Annotated in this window: 11 protein-coding genes and 1 pseudogene; 8 read left to right on the top strand and 4 right to left on the bottom strand. The window is 67.1% G+C overall.

Going from position 1 to position 19,534, the window contains the following annotated elements; genetic code table 11:
- Positions 1–15: 15 nt before the first annotated feature.
- Positions 16–2,118: a nuclease-related domain-containing DEAD/DEAH box helicase gene (locus tag Cus16_RS03945; protein WP_223246506.1), complete on the bottom strand. Its 2,103-nt coding sequence runs from the start codon at positions 2,116–2,118 to the stop codon at positions 16–18.
- Positions 2,119–2,390: 272 nt separating this feature from the next.
- Between Cus16_RS03945 and Cus16_RS03940 the strand changes: the two genes are divergently transcribed.
- From Cus16_RS03940 to Cus16_RS03910, 8 genes and pseudogenes are all read left to right on the top strand, one after another.
- The gene (locus tag Cus16_RS03940; RefSeq protein WP_069711248.1) at positions 2,391–4,907 is read left to right on the top strand and encodes a DUF262 domain-containing protein; all 2,517 of its coding nucleotides are present in this window, start codon (positions 2,391–2,393) and stop codon (positions 4,905–4,907) included.
- The gene (locus Cus16_RS03935) at positions 4,904–6,190 is read left to right on the top strand and encodes a hypothetical protein (RefSeq protein ID WP_223246505.1); all 1,287 of its coding nucleotides are present in this window, start codon (positions 4,904–4,906) and stop codon (positions 6,188–6,190) included. Before Cus16_RS03940 ends, Cus16_RS03935 begins: the two co-directional genes overlap by 4 nt.
- 394 nt (positions 6,191–6,584) lie before the next feature.
- Positions 6,585–6,779: a hypothetical protein gene (locus tag Cus16_RS03930; protein ID WP_141718787.1), complete on the top strand. Its 195-nt coding sequence runs from the start codon at positions 6,585–6,587 to the stop codon at positions 6,777–6,779.
- 54 nt (positions 6,780–6,833) lie between these two features.
- Positions 6,834–7,115, top strand: a pseudogene (locus Cus16_RS17095) (5-methylcytosine restriction system specificity protein McrC); the annotation flags it as partial.
- Between the two features lie 473 nt (positions 7,116–7,588).
- Positions 7,589–10,858 (top strand): helicase-related protein, encoded by a 3,270-nt coding sequence (locus Cus16_RS03920; RefSeq protein WP_223246504.1) that lies wholly within the window; start codon positions 7,589–7,591, stop codon positions 10,856–10,858.
- Positions 10,859–10,869: 11 nt separating this feature from the next.
- Positions 10,870–13,623, top strand: a complete 2,754-nt coding sequence (locus Cus16_RS03915; protein ID WP_189319519.1) for a class I SAM-dependent DNA methyltransferase — start codon at positions 10,870–10,872, stop codon at positions 13,621–13,623.
- Positions 13,624–13,945: 322 nt separating this feature from the next.
- Positions 13,946–14,188, top strand: coding sequence for a DUF1653 domain-containing protein (locus tag Cus16_RS17090; protein ID WP_411266596.1), 243 nt, complete (start codon positions 13,946–13,948; stop codon positions 14,186–14,188).
- Positions 14,189–14,201: 13 nt separating this feature from the next.
- Entirely contained in the window at positions 14,202–17,711 is a 3,510-nt protein-coding gene (locus Cus16_RS03910) for a TM0106 family RecB-like putative nuclease (RefSeq protein WP_069711243.1), read from the top strand.
- A 16-nt stretch (positions 17,712–17,727) separates the two neighbouring features.
- Here the strand turns inward: Cus16_RS03910 and Cus16_RS03905 are convergent, their stop codons facing one another.
- From Cus16_RS03905 to Cus16_RS03895, 3 genes are all read right to left on the bottom strand, one after another.
- Positions 17,728–18,426 (bottom strand): hypothetical protein, encoded by a 699-nt coding sequence (locus tag Cus16_RS03905; RefSeq protein WP_069711242.1) that lies wholly within the window; start codon positions 18,424–18,426, stop codon positions 17,728–17,730.
- Positions 18,427–18,727: 301 nt separating this feature from the next.
- Complete coding sequence (locus tag Cus16_RS03900) at positions 18,728–18,958, bottom strand: hypothetical protein (RefSeq protein ID WP_069711241.1); 231 nt, start codon at positions 18,956–18,958, stop codon at positions 18,728–18,730.
- Between the two features lie 62 nt (positions 18,959–19,020).
- The gene (locus Cus16_RS03895; protein WP_069711240.1) at positions 19,021–19,440 is read right to left on the bottom strand and encodes an SseB family protein; all 420 of its coding nucleotides are present in this window, start codon (positions 19,438–19,440) and stop codon (positions 19,021–19,023) included.
- Between the last annotated feature and the right edge of the window lie 94 nt (positions 19,441–19,534).

Raw genomic sequence — 19,534 nt, 5'->3', positions numbered from 1 at the left:
CGAAACCCCTGTTGGTCATCGGTTGTTCCCCGTTCCGGTGCGGACACCCACCCACAAGCCGTCTCGTGCCCGTGTCATGCCGACGTAGAGCTCCCGGCGACCACGCTCCCGCCGCTCCCGTTCGGTCTCCGATGGTTCGGCCGGGGCAGCGTCGAGCAGCCGGGGGTCGACGTGCGCGAGCAGCACCTGCTTGAACTCGAGCCCCTTCGCCCGCTTCACGGTCCCCACGCGAATCGCGTCGGAGGTCCGACCCGCGTACTGCTGCAGGGAGACGGTCGGGACGCCGGCTCGCCCGAGCGCCTCGATGACGTCGTTCGCCTGCCGGTTCGTCGCCGTGAGGATGCCGATGTCACCGTGGCCGGTCCCGACGAGCCGGAGGACCTCGGTCAGTCGGTCGAGCATCGCCCTATCGTGATCCGCACGACTGGTGAAGTGCGTCATCGTCGGAGCAGCACCGGAACGCGAGACGTCGGACACCGCGTCCCCGACCCCGTCCAGACCCTCGATGTCCACGAACTGGTCGTCCGCCACCATGTCCTTCGCGAACTCGAGGATCTCGGCGGTGTTCCGGTGGTTGACGTCGAGCACCACGCCTCGTCCCGACAGATTGATGCCGACCTCGCCGAGCGTGTACCCGCCGGGGTAGATCGTCTGCTGCCCGTCGCCGATGAGCGTCAACCCGTCCGCGCGGTCGCCCACGAGCTGGTGCACCAGCTCGACCATCGCACACGACAGGTCCTGCGCCTCGTCCACGATGACCGCGTCGTACCGCTCGAGCGGCACCGCGCGCAACGCGTCGAGGGCGAGCAACACGATGTCCTCCCAATCGTGCGCCCGGCGGTCGCGCAGCCCTCGCGTGTACGCTTCGTACAGGTCCCAGACGGCCTGTCGCGTCTCCAGCGGGAGCCCGTGTCTGCGCCCGACGCGCGCCAGGTCCGCATACTCGTCGAACCGCGTCAGGCCGCGGCCCTTGATGACGTGCTTGATCTCGTCTTCCCAGTACGAGCGCGAGAATCGCGACGACCGCAACGGACTAGAGGCGCGGATTGCGTTCCACGCGTCGTCGAACGCAAGCTGGGCCTCCCGGCCAGGAGCGCGGAACGCGATGCCGCGTTCCTTCAGGAGGCGAGACGCGATCGCATGGACGCCCATGAAGTCGACACGACCGACCATGTCGGGTGCGAGGCGTTCGAGGAGTGACTCGAGGACCTTCGGCAGGGTGCTGATGTACGTCGTGAACAGCACGCGACCGCCGGTCGCGCGTGCGAGGTACGCGGCGCGATGCAGGCCGACGACGGTCTTACCGGTGCCCGCGGCGCCGCGGATACGTGCCGGGCCGTTGAAGCTGCGTCGGACGAGCCTGGCCTGTGCCGGATCGAGGAACGCCATCCAGTCCTCGATGGGTGCTTCGAGGACACCGTCGAGGAGGTGGTCGACTGTTTCGTCGTCGAGCACCGGCGCCGGTTCACGGGGGAGTACCGGGGCGGGGACGACGAGCTGCTGCGGTGCCGCCGGTGCCTCGCCGATGACGGGAAAGTGCTCGAGGAGCGCGGCGAGCACCTCGTCGACGCGCTTCGCGGAGAGCCGTGCGCCGCGCTTCGTGAGGTGTCCGATCAGGTCGTGCACGCCGACTATGTCGGTGGAGGCGACCCTGGCGTGCATCTTCTTCTGGCCGGCGAGTGCGGCGACCGCGTGGACCTCGCCGGGCGCGAGACCGATGTCGACGAGGGCGGCCTCGGTGCTGTACGCGAGGTCGGCGAGACGGGCGATGTCATCGGTGACGTCCTCCTGGCCGCGCGTGATGCGGTCGTCGTGGACGGCGACGTCACGCCAGGCCTTCGTGTCGACGATGAAGACACCGGCACGGCCGACGACGACCATGTCGACCTGCGCGGTGCGGCTGCCGGGCCAGCGGCGGTCGGCGAGGAGGTGATAGCCGATGCCGGCGAGCGGGGCGAGGACGCGCGCGGTCTCGCTCTCGGTGCGTTCGGCGATCTCGTAGCGGGCGGCGGTCCGCTCGGCGTCGTCGGCGCGGCGGCGGTGCTCTGCTGCGAGGCCTCGTTGGCGGCGGGCCTCGGTACCTGCCGATTCTCCGGCGAGCGTCATGGTGGTTCCCACGGGGATCTTGCTCGTGGCACCGGGCGTCTTCCCCTGGGCGCGCGGTACTGAAACATCCTCGTGAGTCGTGACGAGGAGCGGCAGTACCCGTTCGGGGCGCAGATGCCATGGGGCCTCAACACCGGTCGGGTCGTTCTCGAAGCGGTGCCCCCACGGCGAGGTGTGTGCGAGCGGGCTTCCGCACGACGTTTGCGGTTTTGTCACGTTCCGCCTGCGCTTGGACGAGCACTCTCTGCCTCGCCTCTAGGATCGCCCTGACTGAGGGGATACACATGGACGTGCGTGAGACGACGCTGCAGGAACTGCTCGGCGGTCCGAAGCAGTACCTGGTGCCGCTGTACCAGCGGCCCTACGCCTGGGAGGTCCGCCAGCGGAAGCGCCTCTGGAGCGACATCCTGGAGCTGGCAGAGACGCGTCGCAGCAACCCAAGCGCCACACACTTCATGGGATCACTCGTGCTCTCGACTGGTGCGATCGTGCCGACCGGCATGGAGTTCCTCGTCGTTGACGGCCAGCAACGCCTGACAACGCTGACGATCTTGCTGTGTGCGCTCCGCGACTACCTGCGGGCCCACCAGCCCGATCAGCCGATGCTGGCCGAGAGCATCCACGAGCAGTACATAGCCGACCGCTTCAAGCCGGGTGACGCGCGCCTCAAGCTCCTGCCGACGCAGGCGGATCGGGACGCATTCCGTGCAATCGTCGACAACGCCGTCGGCGCTGATTCCTTCTCCGGAGTCGGAGATGCGTACTCGTTCTTCCGACGTGAACTCGAGCTTGCAGACGACCCAGACGATCCACACGACATCGAGCGCATTCGCGAAGCCGTGCTCGGTGGCCTATCCTTCGTCTCGATCACGGCTCGGGACGAGGACAACGTCTACCGGATCTTCGAGTCGCTGAACAACACGGGGCTCCGTCTCACCCAGGGCGACCTCGTCCGGAACTACCTGTTCATGCGACTCGGCTCCCGGGGCGAGTCGGTGTACTCGTCGTGGTGGCTCCCGATGCAGCAGCGTCTGAGCGTGAACGACCTGGAGCTGATCTTCTGGCTCGACGCGGTCGCCGACGAGCCGCTGCTCAAGCAGGGCGACATCTACAGCTACCAGCAGGCGCGCCTCGCCAAGATGGACGACGAATCCGTCCTGCGCGAGATCGAGCGGTTCAGTCGCCTGTCCGAGTACCTCGACCTCGTTCGCGACCCGTCTCGCGAGATGGACCCTTCCGTCCGTCGTCACCTGCAGCACCTCGCCGAGTGGGGCTCCGCCACCACTGTTCCCCTGACGTTGCGTCTCCTCGCGCGCCGTGCCGCCGGCACCAGCTCCTCGGAGGAGGTGGCCGGCGCGCTCGCCGCAATCGAGTCCTACATCGTGCGTCGGACCATCGGCGGGCGTCCGGGGCAGGGTCTGAACCGGACGATCCTTCAGGCCTGCGGCGAGCTGGACGACCGGCCGGTCGACCGGGTGCTGCTCGACTACTTCTCGACGGGGCGGAAGTACTTCGCGACCGACGAGCAGGTCCGCGATGCCGTCCGCTCCCAGCCGTTCTACCTCCGCGGGCTCCGCACACAGCAGAAGCTCATCCTCAAGTGGATCAGCCAGTCGATCAACCCGCGGGAAGAGGTCGACGTCGAACAGGCGACAATCGAGCACATCCTCCCGCAGACGATCACGCCCGAGTGGCGCGCCGAACTCGAGGCCGACCTCGAGGACGGCGAGACGGTCGAGGCGCTCCACGAACAGCTCGTGCACTCCCTCGGCAACCTCACGCTCACCGGGTACAACTCACAGCTGAGCAATCGACCATTCCCCGCGAAGCAGACCGACTACCGACGAAGCAGCTTCACCGCCCTCAACGAGCTGGTCCTCGAGGCCGGGCGATGGGGACGACCGGAGATCACCGCACGCGGTGAGTGGTTCGCAGACCGAATCATCGAACAGTGGGTCGGTCCGAACGAGCACGCAGAGCCGGTCGCCACCGGACGCGACTGGACCCTCGTGCACCAGGCAATCATGGCCATCCCGGCCGGACGGTGGTCCTCCTACGGCGACGTTGCGTCGCTGGTCGGGACGCATCCGGTCCCACTCGGCGTGCACCTCGCCAGCACGCCGATCTCCGGAGCGCACCGCGTTCTGCAGGGCGGCGGCACGATCTCGTCGGGCTTCCGCTGGCCCGATCCGGACGACGATCGCGATCCCCGGGCTGTGCTCGAGGAAGAGGGACTCCATTTCGGGGCGAACGGTGCCGCTGATGAAACTGCCCGGCTCTCGACCGCCGAGCTCGCCGAACGCATCGGCCTCGTCGTGGACGAGGCGACGACCGACTCGGTGGCCGACGGGACGTTCCACGGGCAACTCGCGAGCGCGAACCCGCCCGCCGTCGTGAACGCTGTCAACGCGCTCATCGCCGCGTGGCGCGAACTCGGCGGCACGATCGACTTCGGCGGGGGTCGAGAGAGCAGCGCCTTCGTGGTCGCTCCCCGACGAACCGCCACCGGACCGTCGCACTGGCCCTTCGCGGTGTACCCGATCGCGGGCAGCGTCGAGGTCGTCTTCCAGCACCTCCGGGTCCGGCCGCCGTTCGACGACGTCGTGCTCCGTCAGGAGTTCCGGAATCACCTGAACGCCGTCCCAGGGATCGATCTGCCGGACAACAGGATCGACAAGCGGCCGTCCTTCCCGCTCGAGGTACTGACCGACGAAGCGGCGAGAGATGGTGTAGTCGAGGCGCTCCGCTGGTTCGTCGACCAAGTGCTCGATCGCACGACCGAGGAGGAGCACGCAGCGTGACCGAGAACGACAAGGAGCCCACGATGTCCGACCAGATCGAGCTCGTCGGCGACGGAGACGGGATCGCCGTGATCGGTGCGCCCTCCGCCGTCGAACAGTTCTTGCGCACCGAAGGACTCGGCGACACCGGCTCGCCAGCGGTGTCGGACCTGCCGCTCACCACACTCGGCAGCCTCGGGCAGATCACCGCCGCTGGCATGGCCAGCTCCGGGAAGTGGGTGCAACTCACCGACGAATCCGCTGCCATCGCCAAGAAGTTCGGCCTGACGAAGAACCTTCAGACCGGTCTGAGCATGGGCATGGCCAAGGCGGCTGACGGCAAGTTCGTCGCCAATCTCCAATTCGCGTCGGTCGGCTCGATGCTCAATCCCACGACGATTGCCAGCATCGGCACGATGATGAACCAGATGGCACTCCAGAAGTCGATCGACCGGCTCGGCGAGTACCTCGAGGTGATCGACGAGAAGGTCGAGGACGTCCTACGCAACCAGCAGGACGCAGTCCTCGCCGACATGATCGGGGTGGACTTCGTCATCGAGGACGCGATGACCGGCCGAACCTCCGCCGGTCGCGTGGACGAGGTCACCTGGTCGAAGGTGCAGGGGACCTCCGCGACGCTTGCTAGGACCCAGGCCTACGCGCTGAGACAACTCGACGGGTTGGCGCAGAAGCTTGAGAAGAAGATGAAGTTGGGGGAGTTGGCGGACGCGACAGAGGCCATCGAGCCGAAGGTGCGTGAGTGGCTCGCCGTGATCGCACACTGCCTGCAGCTGCAGGACACTCTCGACGTGCTCGAACTCGACCGCGTGCTCGACGCGGCACCAAAGGATGCGACCCAGAAGCGCCTCGCGCTCAAGGCGATCCGCGAGAACCGCATCGAGCGGATCGCCGGGACCACTAGCCAGCTGATCGAGCGGATGGACGCCGCGGTGTCGCGGGCCAATTCGAAGGTGCTGCTGCAGCCGATCCCGGCTCGGGCCGTGGTGCGAGCGAGCAACGAGGTCGGGGCTGTTGTCGGCATGTTTCACGAGCGGATCGGGGTTGGGCAGGGGCACAAGGGTACGGATGCCAAACGCTGGCTGCAGGCCGTCGGGGAGTTCCGTGACCGCGCTGTCGAGGAGAGCTCCGAAGGCCTGGACGCCGCGAAGGCTTTCGGGTCGTCGGCGATCGGTCGCGCTCGGCTCGCCACGGGGAAGATCGCTGCGGACATCGCAGAGCGGGCGCTTCGGGAGAGGGACGGGGGAGAGCGGAGGTTGCCGGAGAAGCGCGAGGGTGGTGAGTAGCGGTCGCACACAGCCGGTCACGCTGCTGAGCGCGGCACCCGGAGCGCAGCCCCGTCGACCAGGTGCTGGCTGGCGGAGTCGCGACTCAGCGCCTCCAGGATGACCGCGCTGAACTGCGGCGCGGTCCCGACGCAGCCATCTCGGACCACGGCGCCAAGGTGGACCCGTCTTTCCTGACGCGCGAACTCAACAACGGCGGCATCGCCGACGCGTGGCGGTACGAGATCCTGTCGCTCGTGACGGTGCAGTACTACGGCGAGGGCGTGGACCTGTAGCCTCCTTAAGGATAGGCAGCGCTGTATCGCCAGGCGACGCCCTCCGTCGCCGACGGGGCCGCAGATGTCGACCCCGCCGGTTTGAGTTGCGGGACGCCGACCAACTGACGCCGCACCGGATGGCGCGCGAGGTCGCAACCGGCCTGGTCGCTTCGCGGATCGCGGACATCGCACCGGCCTTCTTCGCCGACGTGTACCGCGTCAGCGGCGTGCGACCAGTCGGCGTCCTCTGGATCGCAGGTCTCGACCTGTGGATCCGGCCGAAGACACTGTTGCGGCGGCTTTGCTCGAAGTTCGGCTATGCGCGAGCGTGAAGCGCGATCTGAGGGGACGAGGACTTCGGCTTCGCGGACGACGAGGACCTCGTACCCGCGCTGGCGCATGCGTTCGAGCGGCAGGCTTCGCGGGCGCTCGCTGGTGGTGCGCTGCGGGGGCACGAGACGCCAAACGACGCGCTACCGCTCGTGCGCGGTCGGTGGCGGATCGGTGACCAACTCACGCGGCGGGGCGGGCAGCCGCCGCCGGTCAAGATCTCGTTCGACGACTACGTCGAGGACATCGCAGAGAATAGGCTCGTGCTGATCGCTACGACCCGCTGCGACTACCGGCAGTGCCGGCGGACGTCGTCGGGAGATTGTGACGAGTGGTGAGGCTGCTCGACGGGGTGACGGTGATCCCAGTCGGAGCGCCCGTGCCCGTCGTTTGCCCTAGTCGCCGGACCGACTGGTACTCGGCGGTCCTGCCGTTGGCGGCGTTCGTGTTGTCGGGCGCTTCAATCGAGCAGTGTGGTCGGTCGCTCGCGGGGGCCGGGTTACTCGTCGACATGTGGTCGCGGTGTTCGGGTGCTTCGTGACCGTTGCGTTGCGGGAGCCGTGCCGGACGTACCAGATATGAGCTGGTGTCGCCCTACGCGTTGACGCCCGACGTTGAGTCACGTGGTACCCGCTCAGCATCAGATGCGCGCCAGCGGTCCTGCTGGTTGCCGGGCCTAGGGTGCAGCGCTTGGCGTTGTCGGGCAGTTACGACGGCGCCACGCTCAAGTAAATCCCAGAGGTGGCCGTGGGCATCGGTATCGTGAGGAACGACCACCTTCTCGGAACGCCGGGGAGTAATGAGGAGCGCCTTGACCCGGATTTTTGACAACATCGAGCTTCGGCTCGGTGAGCACCTCCAAGCGACACTCCAGGACTTCGACCGTATGGACGTAGCTGTCGGGTATTTCAACCTTCGGGGTTGGAGCGAGTTCGACGAGATCGTCGCGGCGAAGCGAGCGATGGGGGCGCCCGTTGCGCGCATCCTCATCGGCATGGTGTTCGCCGGCCCGGAAGAGGAGACCCTCGATCAGCTCCAGGCGACAGTCGACGGGCAGCCTCGTCCCGATGCCGACGCGCAAATCTCGAAGGAGCGTAAGACGCAGCTTCTTGAGCATCTCCGAGTTCAGCTCATGCGCGGTGCTCCGACAGCAACGGACCGCCAGACGCTCGCCGCGCTCCGTGAGCATCTCGAGTCCGGAAAGGTCGAGGTGAAGGTATTCACCCGGCGTCCGCTCCACGGCAAGACGTTCATCTTCCATCGGCACGATCTCAACTCGCCGATCATGGGGTTTGTCGGCAGCAGCAACCTGACAGCGCCCGGACTCAACTCCAACCTCGAACTGAACGTCGACGTACCGGACTCGTTCGGCGGCGGTCAGGACCTGGCAGCCTGGTTCCAAGCTCGCTGGAATGACCCGCAGAGCCGGGTCGTCACCGCTGATTTGCTGACGCTCCTCGATGAGTCGTGGGCATCGGTGCAGCCCAAACCGCCCTATGAGGTGTTCCTCAAACTCTGCTACGACTTGTCACGCGACGTGCGCGAAGGTCAGGACGAATACTCGGTGCCGCTCGAGGTGCAATCCGAGCTGCTGGACTACCAGGCGACTGCGGTGCGCACGCTCGCCCGCCGGATCGTGACCCGCGGCGGCACAATGCTCGGGGATGTCGTGGGGCTCGGCAAGACCATCACTGCGGTGGCTGTCGCGCTGATGCTTCGCGAGGAGCACGGCTACCTGCCGCTCGTGGTCTGCCCGAAGAACCTGAAGCAGATGTGGGAGGACTACTTCGACGCTTACGAGGTGGCGGGTAGGGTTGTCTCCTACACCGAGGCGCACACGGTGCTGCCGACGATGAGTCGCTACCGCTTCGTCATTGTCGACGAGTCGCACACGCTTCGGAACGACAAGCGCCGGGACTACCAGGCGGTGCTCGAGTACCTCAATCGTGTGGGTGCGAAAGCCTTGCTCCTGACGGCGACGCCGTACAACCGCCGCTTCGAGGATGTGGCGAATCAGCTCGGCCTCTTCATCCAGCCCGACGAAGATCTCGGTATCTCTCCGGTGAATGCCCTCGTTGCGGATCCGAAGCTCGCCGACCGCGTTGATGGCAAGGTGACGACACTGCAAGCGTTCAAGCGCTCTGAGGATCCGGACGACTGGAAGCGCCTCATGAGTGAGCATCTCGTGCGCCGCACGAGGTCATTCATCAAGAACAACTACTCCGAGACTGACGACGATGGATTGAAGTTCCTGCGCTTCGCCGATGGCACGAAGTTCCGGTTCCCGGACCGCGTGGCGCGACCCATCGATCATCCATTCGAAGGCCAGGACCCGGCCGCGCTGATGGTCAGCGACGTCACGCTGAACACGCTCCAGAACCTCATCTTGCCGCGGTACTCCCTGATCGCTTACGTCGATGAGAAGCGAAAGTCTGAGTGGTCGGACGATGACAAGCAAGTGGTCGAGAACCTGCGTCGGGCGCGTGGGCAGGTTGCGGGGTTCGTGCGAACCACGCTCTACAAGCGCTTGTCGTCGGGCGGCTACGCCTTCACGTTGTCGCTCCGCCGCCACATCGCCCGCAACGAGCTCTTTCTGTTAGCGATTGACAACGGGCTGCCGCTTCCCGCAGGCACGATCCAAGAAAAAGACCTGCTCGATGACGACGACGTCATCGAGCACGAGGTCGATGCCACCGAGCGGCTCGGAGACGCTGTAGCGCAGCGCTACCAAGCGCTGGTCGACGCGGATTCCGGGTACATCACGTGGGTGCGACCGGAGCTGTTCACGCCAGCGCTCCGCGACGCATTGGCGGCTGACACAGAGGCGCTGGCTGCGCTGCTCGATAGTTACGGCCCGTGGGCAATTGAGCGCGACTCAAAGCTTGCAGCGCTCGCGCAGCTGATCACTGAGGATCACCCGAACGAGAAGGTGTTGGTCTTCACGGAGTACAAGGACACCGCGAACTACCTTGCCGCCGCTCTTCGATCGTTCGGCGTCGATGCGGTGGAGGCGGCAACGGGTGGTGAGGAGGACCCGACACAGCTTGCGCGCCGCTTCTCGCCGCAGTCTAACAAGCTCCGCGGCAAGTCCGACGCCCTGGGCGCTGGTGACGAGCTGCGGGTGTTGATTTCGACCGACGTCTTGAGTGAAGGTCAGAACCTGCAGGACGCCCACATCGTGGTCAACTACGACCTGCCGTGGGCGATCGTGCGTCTAATTCAGCGGGCCGGTCGTGTCGACCGTGTCGGCCAGGAAGCGCCTGAGGTGCTGCTCTACTCGATTTTCCACGGCTCGCTGAATGACGTCCTGTCGCTTCGTAAGCGCATCGCCGATCGGTTGCAGCAGAACGCACAGGCCTTCGGGTCGGACGAGCAGTTCTTCGGTTCGGAGGACGAAGTGCGGACAATAACTGACCTTTACGATGGCACACTCGAGGAAGTGGACGATGTCGAGGACATCGACGCCGCGAGCCTCGCGTTCCAGTACTGGAGCAACGCCTTGCAGCAGACGCCGGAAGCTGCCGAGCGCGCACGCCGGCTGCCCGACCTCATCGATGCGACCCGGACGCGCCGCATCAGCGACGTCGAAGACGGCGTCGCCTGCTATGTGCGTACGGAGGCAGGTATTGACGGATTTGGCTGGACGACGTCGAACGGCGAAATGCGACTGCTCACGGGCTTCGAGACACTGCGCTTGTTTGAGAGCACTCCCGACGAGCCGCCCATTGAGCGCCTCGCGAATCATGACGAACTTCTGGGGGCGCTGGTGCGCGGACCGTTGGCCAATCCGGCCATCGCCGCGGGTCGACTTCGCGGAGTGCGACGCCAGATCTGGAAGCGCCTCGGCGAGAGCGTCTTCGATTTCGGCCCCGAGGCCTCGGCAGCGCTTGACCTGCTCTACCAGCACCCGCTCACGAATGAAGCCGACCGTAGGCTGCGGAATGCGCTCCGCAACGGCGCCTCAGACGACGAGCTGGCCAACCGCGTTGCAGCGTTGGCGCGCGAGGGCAAGCTGGTCATCGAGCACCGTTCCGGCAGCGACTCGATCCGCATCGTCAGCACCATGGGGGTGAGCCAATAGTGGACAGCGCAGTGCTGCTCGGTCTCGTCGACCGCCGTGAGTTCCGCGACCTCTTCGTGGACCATCTCGGCTGGGGCAATCCAGACCAGGGCGAACTCAGTGTCGAGGTCGAGGACGGCGCGCACTCGTTGACACAGGTCGCGGGCTTCAAAGGGCTTCGTGTCTGGTTCCACGACGGGCTGCCGTCGCGGTCAATTCAACGGCAGATTGATCAGGCTGTTGGGACGAAGAACTTTGAGCGACTTCTCATCTTCGCCGACAAGCACAGCCAGGCGTGGCGCTGGCCGAGGCGGGCCCAGATGGGCGGCGCGAACGCGAAGCTCGTACTCCACGAGCGCCGAGTCGGCGACCGCGATGCGCGCCTCGTCCGTCAACTTGAGGCGATCGCCGTCGGTTTCGACGAGGAAATCACCCTCGTTGACCTCCTGACGCGGATGCGCGGGGCATTCGATCACGAAGCCGAGACAACCGCTGCCCAGGCAGCCCGCCTCATGAGCACGCTGTACGCCGAGCTCGAGGCGGCGGGATGGGACCAGCACAATTCGACGCTTCTTCTCGCTCGCCTGTTGTTTCTCTATTTCGCCGATGACTCTGGCATGTGGAAGCACTCGGGGCGGCCGGACCAGTTCCAGGCATTCCTGGTCGACGACACCACAAACGAGACGCTCGCGGACGACTTGAGCGCGCTGTTCGAAGCGCTCAGCCACGAGAAGCGTCGAGCGGACCTGCCGGAAGCAGTTCGCGCGTTCCGTTACGTCAACGGCGGCCTGTTTACGGACGAGTTTACGATGGGTCGGCTTACCGAGGCCTTCCGCGCCGAGTTGATCGATGCCGGCGACTTCGACTGGTCTGTCATCTCGCCAGCCGTCTTCGGGTCGATGTTCCAAACCGTCAAGAATCGCTCCGACCGTCGAGGCGGCGGCGAGCATTACACGACCGAGACCAACATCCTGCGGACGATCAATCCGCTGTTTATGGACGGGCTGCGCGATCGACTTGAACGCGCCTGGAACGATCGTGCCCAGTTGACTCGGCTGCACAACGAGCTCGGCAAGATCCGTATACTCGATCCGGCGTGCGGCTGTGGCAACTTCCTGATCGTCGCCTACCGAGAGCTTCGCGCGCTGGAGCTTGAGCTGCTGCTTCGGCAGCGCGAGCTCGACCTGCAGGATAAGGGCAAGGATTACGCGCAGCTCTCGTTCGACGTCACGGGCGATCTCAAGGTCCGTCTCGATCACTTCTACGGCATTGAAATCGAAGAGTGGCCGGCCCGCATCGCGGGCACCGCGATGCTGCTCGTCGACCACCTGGCCAACCAGCGAATGGCAGAGGACTTCGGACTCGCACCGGACCGTCTGCCGATCCGGATCGCTCCGACTATCCACCTCGGCAGTGCGCTGACCATCGGCTGGCATGATGTGGTTCCCGCTGATGAACTCACATTCATCGTTGGAAACCCTCCATTCTACGGGTCGCGGAAAATGGACAAGACGCAGAAGGCGGAGCTGCGGGCGGTTGCGCATGGAATTCGCGAGGCAGGCTTTCTCGATTTTGTCGCCGCGTGGTATCTCTTAGCCGCGCGAATGATGGCGGCGAACCCAAAGATTCGTGCCGCTCTCGTCTCGACGAACTCAATTGCGCAGGGAGAGCAGCCAGCGATTTTGTGGCGACCGCTCTACAACGCCGGAGTGCACATCGACTTCGCGCACCAGACGTTCGACTGGCAGAACGAGGCTCCAGACCAGGCCGCAGTCGATTGTGTGATCGTAGGATTTTCCGCCCGAGATGAGAAGCCGAAGCGACTCTTCACGTATGGGGGCGACGGTGCCGAGCCAATTGAGCTGAAGGTGACCGCCATTAGTCCCTACCTGCTTGAGGGGTCGGAATATGTGGTTGGGAACCGACACACGCAGATTTCTGGGCATCGCGGAATGGCCTTCGGAAACATGGCGGCCGACGATGGCAACCTGATCTTTAGCGTCGCCGAGCGGGAGCAATTGATAGGGGCCTACCCGGAGGCAGAAGGTTGGCTACTCCCGTTTTATGGTTCCCGCGAGTACATTAATGGGAGGCTTCGCTACTGCCTTTGGCTTGACGGCGTTGAGCAGCACGCATGGCGCGCGGTTCCCGAAATTGTGCAGCGAGTGGAAGCCAATCGCGTCACGCGGGCGGATTCTGCGCGTCCGCGGCTTGCTGCAATCCCTCATCTCTTCGCGCAGATCACCCAGCGACCGAGTGAGAGTTTCCTCCTCGTGCCCAGAACATCATCGGAGCGCCGTCGTTACGTCCCGATGGGATTCTTCGAGGCCGGCGTTGTGGCGTCGGATGGCTGTCTCGTTGTTCCGGACGCCAGTCCGGCCGATTTCGCACTCATGACAAGTGAGATCCACATGGACTGGATGCGAACGATCGGAGGTCGGCTTGAGAGCCGCTACCGCTACTCGAAGGACGTGGTCTACAACAACTTCGTCTTCCCTGACGTGGACGATGCTGCTCGTGTGCAACTTGCGCAGTTGGGGCACGACGTACTTGAGGTCCGACACCGATATGACGATCGAACGCTGGCTTGGATGTACGACGAGGGGACCATGCCCGCGGACCTTCGCGCGGCACATCGTGCCATCGATCAGTACGTGGACAGCCTCTACCGGCCCCAGGCGTTCACGGGCGAAAGTGAGCGCGTTGCCTTTCTACTGAGGCTCCACCAGAGGAGAGAGACTGGCCTGCTAAGCCGCGTCGACGGCCGGCGTCGAAAATTTCTGTAGTCCAGACAGGGCTGCACCAGCGGAAAAGGCGCGCTTATGCCGGGGTCGGACGCAGACATCGCGATCTGGGAGCCACGGCGACGTGGACGATCACGGCCGACGCGCTGCACCGGGCCCCCGACTACACGCCGTACGAGGGGATGGAGGTCACCGGGCGGCCGGAGACCGTGCTCGTCCGGGGTGCAGTGGTGGTGCACGACGGCGAACTCGTCGATCCGACGTCACGGGGCGGCACGTGCGGGCGGAGCGGTTGAACCGGGAGGCGTGGCTGGTGCGAGCATCCGGTGCTCGTGGTGACGGCCCACTAGCTGAAGCGTGAGGGATGTGTCTCGGGCGGTACCGACACAGCGAAGGCGGGGAGTACGAGGTCGTGCTCGTCGCGCGCTACGTCGAGATTGAGGAGCCGCTCGTCGTCTGCCAGGCGCCGAGAGGGGGAGCGCTGACATCGGGCCCGCTCGCCCGTCGACTGCACCTTGCACGCCTCCCGCGACGGGTTCGACGGGGTCAAATTCGTGAGGATGGGCGGTGTCGGCGCCCGACCCTAGGCTTTCCTCGCGGCAACTGACGAGGGGGAGCGCATGCAGATCACCACCGACCGCCAGGTCCTGCTCAGCCCGAGCGACCTCAGCACGTGGGCGACCTGCGAGTGGGCGTTCCTCCGCCGCCTCGACGCCAAGCTCGATCGCGGCAGCCCGCTGCCCGACGAGCACGACGACATGCTCGAGCGCACTGCACGCCTGGGTGACCAGCACGAGCTGGACTACCTCGAGATCCTCAAGCAGACACGCCAGGTGGTCGAGTTCGAGCGACCGGCCCCAGCAGGCTATGCCAGAGCAGCAGCCGAAGCGCGAGACGCCTTCAACAAGGGCGCCGACGTCCTCTACCAACCCACCTTCCACGAGCCGCCCACCCCCGAGCACCCGGGCTTCATCGGCTTCGCCGACTTCATCCTCCGCAACGACCACGGCGCATACGAGGTCTACGACACCAAGCTCGCCCGCCACGCCAAGATCAGTGCCCTGCTCCAGCTCGCCGCCTACGCCGAGCAGATGCAGGCGCACGGCATCCCCACCGGCGAACAGGTCCACCTCGTCCTCGGCGACCGCACGACCACCACGCACGACCTGGCCGACATCGCCCCGGTGTACCGCACGCAGCGCGCCGAGCTCGAACGGGTCATCGCCGAGCGGATGCAGGAGCACGAGGAGCTGCAGTGGGGCGACTCCCGCTACTCCAGCTGCGGCCGCTGCACGATCTGCCAGACCCAGGTGCAGCAGCACCGCGACCTGGTCCTCGTCGCCGGCATGCGCCTCGACCAGCGGACGAAGCTGATCCGGCAGGGGGTGCGGACGATCGACGACCTGGCGGACCGCACCGCGGCCGTGCCCGGCATGTCGCGGTCGACGCAAGATCGGCTGGTGCGTCAGGCGCGCCTCCAGACCGAGACCGAAGCCGAGCAGAACCGAGCGGCCGCACCTGACGCGAGCGACGCAAGCAACCACGCGACCAAGCCGCGCTTCGAACTCCACGACCCCCGCGCCCTCGACGCGATCCCGGAGCCCGATCCGGGTGACGTCTTCTTCGACTTCGAGGGCGACCCCCTGCACACCGAGGACGGCGTGCACTGGGGCCTCGACTACCTGTTCGGCCTGGTCGACGACCGCGCCGACTTCACCGCGTTCTGGGCGCACACCATCCGCGACGAGCGCCAGGCGCTGGTCGACTTCCTCGCCTTCGTCAAGGAACGCCGCGCGCAGCACCCGGGCATGCACATTTACCACTACGCGGCGTACGAGCGGACGCACCTGCTGTCCCTCGCCGCCCGGCACGGCGTGGGGGAGGACGACGTCGACGACCTGCTCCGCGCCGGCGTCCTCGTCGACCTGTACCCGATCGTCCGCAAGGCCCTGGTGGTCGGCAGCCGCAGCTACTCGATCAAGAAGCTCGAGCCGCTGTACATGGGCGAGGACCTCCGCCTCAGTGACGTCACGAACGCCGCCGACAGCATCACCGCGTACGTCGATGCGATCGAGGAACTCCGGAACGGCGACCCCGCAACCGGCCAGCGGATGCTCGACCAGGTCGCCGACTACAACGCCTACGACTGCCGCTCGACCCTGCGGCTCCGCGACTGGCTGCTGTCGCTCCGTCCGCCGCAGTCCGAGCCCGCGACCGTCGAGGCCGAACTCCTCCCGCCGATCCCCGTCGAGCGCGAGCCGAACCCCGTGTACACGGCCCTCGCCGCGGAGATCGCGGACGTCGACCCCCTCGACCGCGACGCGGACCAGACGGCCCTGGCGCTCGCGGCCGCCGCGATCGACTACCACCGCCGCGAGGCCAAGACCTTCTGGCAGGACCACTTCGACCGCCTCCGCAACCCCGTCGACGACTGGGCGGACACGCGTGACGTCCTGGTCGTCGAGCGCGCCTCCATCGAGCGGGACTGGGACACGCTGCCGCGCGCCCGCTCGCAGTCACGAGAGATCCGGTTGTCCGGGACGCTCGCGCCCGGCTCGCGCATCCGGCCGGGAGGCACGCCCCACCTCGTCTACGACGACCCGCTCCCGCCGTCGATCACCGCTCCGGCGCCGGGTTCGAAGGGCGCGTCGGCTCGCGCGGTCGTGCTGGACGCCGAGCAGAACGGCGATGCGTTCGAGGTCATGGTGAAGGAGAGCCTGCCGGTCGGCGGCGGCGAGCCCCACCACGACTTCCCGGTCGCCCTCGCGCCGGCCGCCCCACCCCGGGCGAAGCCGCAGCCCGAGGCGATCGCCGAGTGGGGGCAGGAGGTCCTCGACGCCCTGCCGTCGATGCTGCCCGACCCGGCGCTCGACCTGCTCCGTCGGGTCCCGCCGCGGGGGGCGCTCGCTCAGGCCGCCGGTGACGACACCGTCTCCGCGGTCGTCAGGACGCTGCTCGGGCTCGATCGGTCGTACCTGGCGATCCAGGGCCCTCCCGGCACGGGCAAGACCTACGTCGGGTCGAACGTCGTCGCCCGGCTCGTGCGCGAGCACGGCTGGCGCGTCGGAGTCGTCGGACAGTCCCACGCCACCTCGGAGAACTTCCTGTCGTCCGTGGTGCGCGCCGGTGTGTCCGCCGACCGCGTCGTGAAGGTGCCGAAGTCCGGCGCGACCGAGGACGAGCTCGAGGCCGCCGCCTGGACGCCGGTGAAGAACAACGCCGCCGTCTCGGCGTTCCTGTCGTCGTGCGCCGAGACCGGTACCGGGGGAGTCGTCGGCGGGACCGCGTGGACGTTCGCGAACGAGGGCACGATCCAGCGACGGTCCCTCGACCTGCTCGTGGTCGACGAGGCCGGGCAGTTCTCGCTCGCGCCGACCATCGCGTCCTCGATCGCCGCGCAGCGCCTGCTCCTGCTCGGTGATCCGCAGCAGCTCCCGCAGGTGTCGCAGGGGTCCCACCCGGAGCCGGTCGACGAGTCGGCGCTCGGGTGGCTGGCGGACGGGGAGCACGTGCTGCCGCCGGAGTTCGGCTACTTCCTCGCGCACACCCGGCGGATGGAGCCCGCGCTGACCGCGGCGGTGTCGGGGCTGTCCTACGACGGGCAGCTGACATCGATCGTCAGCGGGCGGCACCTCGACGACCTCGAGCCGGGCGTCCACCCGGTGCCCGTGGTGCACAGCGGCAACACGACGTCGTCCGAGGAAGAGGCCGCGCGGGTCGTCGAGCTCGCGCAGAGCCTGATCGGCCGTCGGTGGGTCGACGGGGACGTCTCGCGACCGATGACGGACGAGGACGTCATCGTCGTCGCGCCGTACAACGCGCAAGGGGCGCTCATCCGCGAGGCCCTCGACCGCGCCGGCCTCCGCGGGACGCAGGTCGGGACGGTCGACATGTTCCAGGGGCGGGAGGCCGTGGTGTCGATCACGTCGCTCGCCGCGTCGAGTGCGGCGGACATCCCTCGGGGGCTCGACTTCCTGCTCATGCCAAACCGGTTGAACGTGGCGCTCTCGCGGGCGCAGTGGGCGGCGTACCTCGTGTACTCGCCGGCGCTCACCACGGGGTTGCCGCCGTCGATCAGCGGGCTGTCGTTGCTGTCGCGGTTCATCGAGCTGGTCCAGCCGAGGCGCTGACGCCCGGATCGTTCGGTCAGCCGACCTGCACGGTCCCGACCGCCGAGCTGTACGTGACGACGGAGCCGTGTTGCGCGCCGACGAGCGTGACCGACCAGGCGGTGCGGTCGGCGGCGACCGAGTAGAGCACCTCTGTGCCCTCGGGCAGCGGAGCCAGTCCGGTCCCGTCGGTGAGGGCGAGCCCGCTCGGTTGCTGCATCACGACGAGCTCGGTCGGGTAGAGGCCCGTGGGGAAGTGCTGTCGCATGACGTACGACAAGGTCCCGGCGCTCTGCGTGAGCACGTTGCGTTCTCCCTCGACGGTCAAGGCCGGAACCTCGTCGATGGTCGGCTCCGCTGCCGGGACGGGAGCAGCGGCGGCGGTGTCGGGCTCGGTCGACACCTCCTCCTCGGCATCGGCCGCGATGTCGGGAGGCGCGGGCTCACTTATCGACGAGAGCGCCGGCAGGGAGAGCGCGGGCAGCTGGACCCCCAGGGTCGTCAGGCCGTAGGCGAGCAGCGCGTAGAGCATGAGCGCGGATCCGCCAGCGCCGAGGATCGCGCCGACACGACCGAAGGTGCGCGACACGGCGGAGCCCCACCGCGCTCTACGGACTGCCTGCACGCCGGTCGCGATCGCGGTCACGCCGATGGTGCTGACGATGAAGCCGGACGGCACACCCTGGTGCTGCGGCTCGACGAGCGCGAGCACGACGCTCCCGGCGCCGAGCAGCATCGAGAGCGAGGCGAACGCCCACGGGCGGGTCCGTCGGCGTCCCGCCGATGATGTCGACGTGGCAGTGAGGAGCGGGGACGGCGCGTACAACGGCGGGGTACCCCAGCGGGTCCTCGACGGCGGCGTGGTCGGTTCGTTCGGCGACCAGTCTCGTGGTCCGGGTCCACCCAACGGCACGTGCGCCCCCTCGTCTCGGCAACGCTCCCATCGTGCCGATCGAGCGGATGGTGAAGAATCCCCAGAACTGGGCTCGTCGAGCATCCCGGTCCGCCTGCGGGAGACCGGTACGATCACGCGCCGATCAGGACGTGACGTCGCTGAGCACGTCCGCGATCCCCGTGATCGTCACGCTCGCGACGGCCCACACGAGCGGCGCGACGAGGACCGCGGCGATCAGCACGCCGAAGAGCAGCCCCGGCGACGACCGTTCGGCAGCGGGCACGCGGTTCCGCCGGCGGATCAGGACGGCCGCGACGACCGCCACCCCCACGACGTAGACGACGGCGACCATGAGTGCGACGAGCAGCAGCATCGGAGTTCCTCCCCAACTCGGTGCGAAGCCGTCAGCCTAGCGAGCAGCCCGAGCGGCCGCCGTCAGTCCTCGTCGTCAACGGGGACGTCGCCCCGCAGCTGTGCCCGGATCCCCGCGAGGACGTCGGCGTGCAGGAAGTTCGCCGCCTCGGCGCTCGTCGGGTCCACCACGATGCCGAACTCCTCCGGCACCGCAGTCACGAGCTCGGCCATCCGGACGGGCCGCGCCTCGGTGCCGGGGACGCCCTCGGTGAGCTCGGCGGGGTCGGTGAAGACCGGCACGAAGGGCAGCTCGCGGATCATGACGTGCGCGATGCTGCCGCCCTCGGGGTCGTCCGCCGACTTCCACGGCACCCACGCCGCGCTCCCGAGGAAGCCCTGGGCCGAAGCGGCCATGCGCTTCCGCAGCTCGCCGGCCGCGGTGGACGCCGTGTTGTCAACGCCGCGCCCGAAGGCCGACCCGGTCGTCTCGTTGCTGCTCATCGCGATCCCTCCGAGGTGATGTCCCGCCATGCTCCCATGCACCGGCGCGCAGGCCGAATGCGCACTGGCGGCACCGGTGTCGGTGCGGGCGTCT

The sequence above is a fragment of the Curtobacterium sp. ER1/6 genome, assembly GCF_001742745.1.
Lineage (GTDB): Bacteria > Actinomycetota > Actinomycetes > Actinomycetales > Microbacteriaceae > Curtobacterium > Curtobacterium citri.
The sequence above is the reverse complement of the archived record's forward strand: the minus strand, read 5'-3'. Positions and strand labels throughout refer to the sequence as shown.